The sequence below is a fragment of the Corynebacterium provencense genome (assembly GCA_900049755.1).
GTDB classification, from domain to species: Bacteria; Actinomycetota; Actinomycetes; order Mycobacteriales; family Mycobacteriaceae; genus Corynebacterium; species Corynebacterium neomassiliense.
In genome coordinates, this window is sequence record LT160596.1 from 1 (window position 1) to 3531 (window position 3531).

The following is a 3531-nucleotide window of genomic DNA, read 5'->3' on the forward strand; positions in this document are numbered from 1 at the left end:
TCACTGAGATGCCAGAGCTCCGCATAGGAATGACGCACCCCGGCCACTGACCCTTCCGAGTGCGTGAGGACGAACTGCCCGTCCGCGACAGTGCGGTGGATCCTGTCGTAGACCAGACCCTGCCCCTCCGCCTCACACCGGCCAGAATCCTGTCTCTCGGCCAGGGCTCCGAGCTTCTCACCAAAAAGATAGGCGCCGAAATACAGCAGGCCGGTAAAAATGACGCCGATGACCGCACACACGCCGACCGCGCCGGCAGCCCAACACCCACCACGACCGTCAGTTCGGCGCTGTACCGGGGACAGGGGTCAGTGACTGCGGCGGGAGTCGGCCCCACCCGCAAAAAAACTCGTGGAAAATACGCGAAGAATATGGCGGCTGTGACGGGGGAAAAGTGACACCGGCGTGGCGGAACCTCTCCTGCTCTGATCTTCTTAGTGAGCGTCAGAAGTGGTCGACGTACCGTGCGGGGACAGGATACGCCGAGGATGAGCGTGTGTTCGAGAAGTCGAGAAGGAAGGCCCATCAGAAAGTCTTGGGGAGGGGTCATTCAGCACGAATAGCAGCACCGAGCACGACGGACACCGAGTCACGGATCATCATCGACATTTGCTCTCCACGAAGCTGCTCATATGACATGGTATTCACGAACCCCCAGGGGACTTACCACGGATCCTGGTGTTATCCGAGACCACCATGGGGAGGTCCATCTACCCTACAGCCGAATGAGACTCCTCTGCTGATGTAATTGCAGAATTGACGCTACCACTGTAGACCACCAGTACAGAAAGATCGCCGCCATCTCGTCTGAATCAGAAACTTCAAGCCTCACGCAGACAAATCCGTTCATCGCCAGGAGCACTGTCGTTGACGTACCGCACACTTGGAAACAGTCCGAGTACTTCGCTGTCCGCGAGACACGGGCGTCAACCTCACTGTAATTCATCGAGACCGGCCGACAGTACTGCACCTGCCGGGCACGTCACCGCTACCCGGTCGACGAACAGCTGGGCGAAGCTCGTGCGTCGGCAGATCTCACGGTTAGTCAGGATGGCAAGTGCAGTCACGCTCTCGCTCTTCTGCCTATATTGGCAGCTATCGCGGCGGTGAAAGCATAGACGTAGGTCACGCTGATGTGGATCGCAACTCGGTGAACATAAGACCCCTGCGGGTTAATCGGCTCTTCGCGGTTTGGAGTGCGTAGATAGCTGAAGGGTGGGACCCGGTGTGGCACAACATGTAGAGGCCCTGGCCGGTACAAGATGAGAGTTGCGAAGCCTTCATCTGACCGAACCAGGACCCTACAATGCACACTACTGGCAACCTCGTCGCCGATACCATCTGCCGCACCGCAGAACTCGGCCTGACAATTACCGATGCTGCCGACGCCGGCACCTTCACCATCATCGACGCCGACCCGGTAGCGGTGGTCGACTCCTGCCCGGACTGCAGGGAGCCTGGGGTGAAGCGGGATCATGTTCAGCGTCGACTCGTCGACCTGCCGGTCGTAGGTTTCCCCACCCGACTCCACGTCCGGGTACCACGATTCACCTGTCCCAACACGCGGTGCACCAGGAGAATCTTCCAGCCCTCACTGGCCTGTGCTGACGACAGGGCAAAACTCACCCACCGGGTGACCCGCTGGATCCTCCAATGCCTCGCGGTCGATCGGATGAGCGTGTCCGCCACCGCCAAAGCCCTGGGCGTGGGTTGGGAGCTGGTCAACAGGATTGCTGTCGATGCCGTCCGTGATCTGGTCTACGCTGACTCGGCGCATCTAGACGGGGTGCGGATTCTCGGTGTCGACGAGCACGTGTGGAAACACACCCGCCGGCCCGGCGAGCCCTCCTCGATGGTCACGGTGCTGGTGGACCTGACTCCACTGGTCGATGGGCACGGGCCGGCACGGCTGATCGACATGCGGCCTTCGGCGCAGCGCAGATGTCCTGAGAACCTGGCTGCAGCAACGCGGCCAACAGTTCCGTGACCAGGTGTCGGTGGTGACGATGGATGGGTTCGCTGGCTATGCCACGGCCGTGGACCACGCCCTTCCGGCGGCGCGGAAGGTCATGGATCCGTTCCGCATCGTGCACTTGGCCGCCGACAAGCTCACCGGGTGTCGGCAACGCCTGCAGAGGGAAACCACCGGGCGACGCGGAAGGAAGGATGATCCGCTGTACAAGCACCGCCGGAGTCTGCTGACCAGGACGAATTATCTCACCGACCGGCAGAAACAACACCTGGAGCTGCTGTGGGACACCGACGACGACTACGTCGCCCTGCAGGTCACCTGGGATTTCTACCAGGACGTCATTGCCGCGTACTCGCATCCGCGCAGGACCGAGGGAAAGAAGTTGATGAAACGCCTGATCAACACTCTGCGCAAGGGACTGCCGAGCGGACTGGAGGAGCTTGCACAGTTCGGCCGGACACTGTGGAGCCGCCGTGATGACATCCTGGCGTACTTCGACATCGGAGCGTCCAACGGTCCGGTCGAAGCCATCAACGGCCGGTTGGAGCATCTGCGTGGCATCGCCCTGGGCTTCAGGAACCTGGACCACTACATCTTGAGGTCACTGATCCACTCCGGACAGCTTCAGGACCGAATCAACGCACTGTGAATCGTGAAGAGCCATTTATCTGATACTAGATTATTTACCGGCGCGAACGTCATGGCTCCAATTGGTTGATTCAGCGTTGTGAAACCGTGAGGTGTATCCATCCATCCCTCTCGGGATCCACCGGCGCCAACCATAGATCGGAGGACCCCACGGTAGCGAATATCCAGAGTAAAGGTACCAGACAGGTGTGTTTTCGGTGTAATTACCAGCTTGCTTGCATTATATCGATCTTTTGAAGTCCTGTAGAAGGCCGATTCCTCGCCATCTACAACCACCGAATCTACCGTTAATCCAAGCAAGTCCAGCTCTATTTTGTCGACTTTACTCTTAGTAAGTCTTCCCTGAAGTAGTGCTCGGGCAACAATTGATCTGTCGTTTTCACGGTACTTTAGGTTTAATGCATAGCTATCAATGTCTATATTCTCGTCCCCCATGCTCGGAAATAAATCATCTGTTCCACTGTAATTAGTTTGAGGAGCAGAACACGACGCAATAAGGAGAGAACATACAAGAGAAGCGGCGGCCGCTGCCCTGCCCACCGTCGGAAGACACATAAACTTGGAGTTGTTTGTCCTGTTCACCCACACATTATCCGGCTCTTCGCGGTTCGGAGTGCGTAGATAGCTGAAGGGCGGGACGCGGGGTGGTACAACATACAGAGGCCCTGGCCGGTACAAGATGAGAGTTGCGAAGCCTTCATCTGAGACCGAACCAGGACCCTACCGTGCACCCTACTGGCAACCTCGTCGCCGACACTTTTCACGGCGCACCTCAGAGCTCGGCCTGACGATCACCGATGCCGCCGACGCCGGCACCCTCACCATCATCAACGCCGAGCCGGTGGACGTAGCCGACACCTGCCCGGACTGCGCGATGCCTGGGGTGAAGCGGGACCACATCCGACGTCGAC

Annotated in this window: 1 protein-coding gene and 3 pseudogenes; 2 read left to right on the forward strand and 2 right to left on the reverse strand. The window is 58.7% G+C overall.

Translation table 11 applies throughout. From position 1 onward, the window contains the following. A pseudogene (locus tag BN3906_RS15290) lies at positions 1 to 242 on the reverse strand (hypothetical protein); the annotation flags it as partial. Positions 243 to 1306: 1064 nt separating this feature from the next. On the opposite strand from BN3906_RS15290, the pseudogene BN3906_RS13690 reads away from it, so the two are divergent. Continuing rightward, positions 1307 to 2621, forward strand: a pseudogene (locus BN3906_RS13690) (ISL3 family transposase). Here BN3906_RS13690 and BN3906_RS14630 read toward each other — a convergent pair. Continuing rightward, a complete protein-coding gene (locus tag BN3906_RS14630; protein ID WP_147593026.1) occupies positions 2597 to 3055 on the reverse strand; it encodes a gluzincin family metallopeptidase in 459 nt (152 codons plus the stop codon). The pseudogene BN3906_RS13690 and the gene BN3906_RS14630 sit on opposite strands and share 25 nt — an antisense overlap. Before the next feature lie 290 nt (positions 3056 to 3345). Between BN3906_RS14630 and BN3906_RS15295 the strand changes: the two are divergent. Next, positions 3346 to 3531 (forward strand): annotated as a pseudogene (locus tag BN3906_RS15295) (ISL3 family transposase); the annotation flags it as partial.

Bases quoted from the DNA above. Each gene is read 5' to 3' on its own strand.
- BN3906_RS14630 (WP_147593026.1), bottom strand. From the start codon at position 3,055: ATGGGGGACGAGAATATAGACATTGATAGCTATGCATTAAACCTAAAG.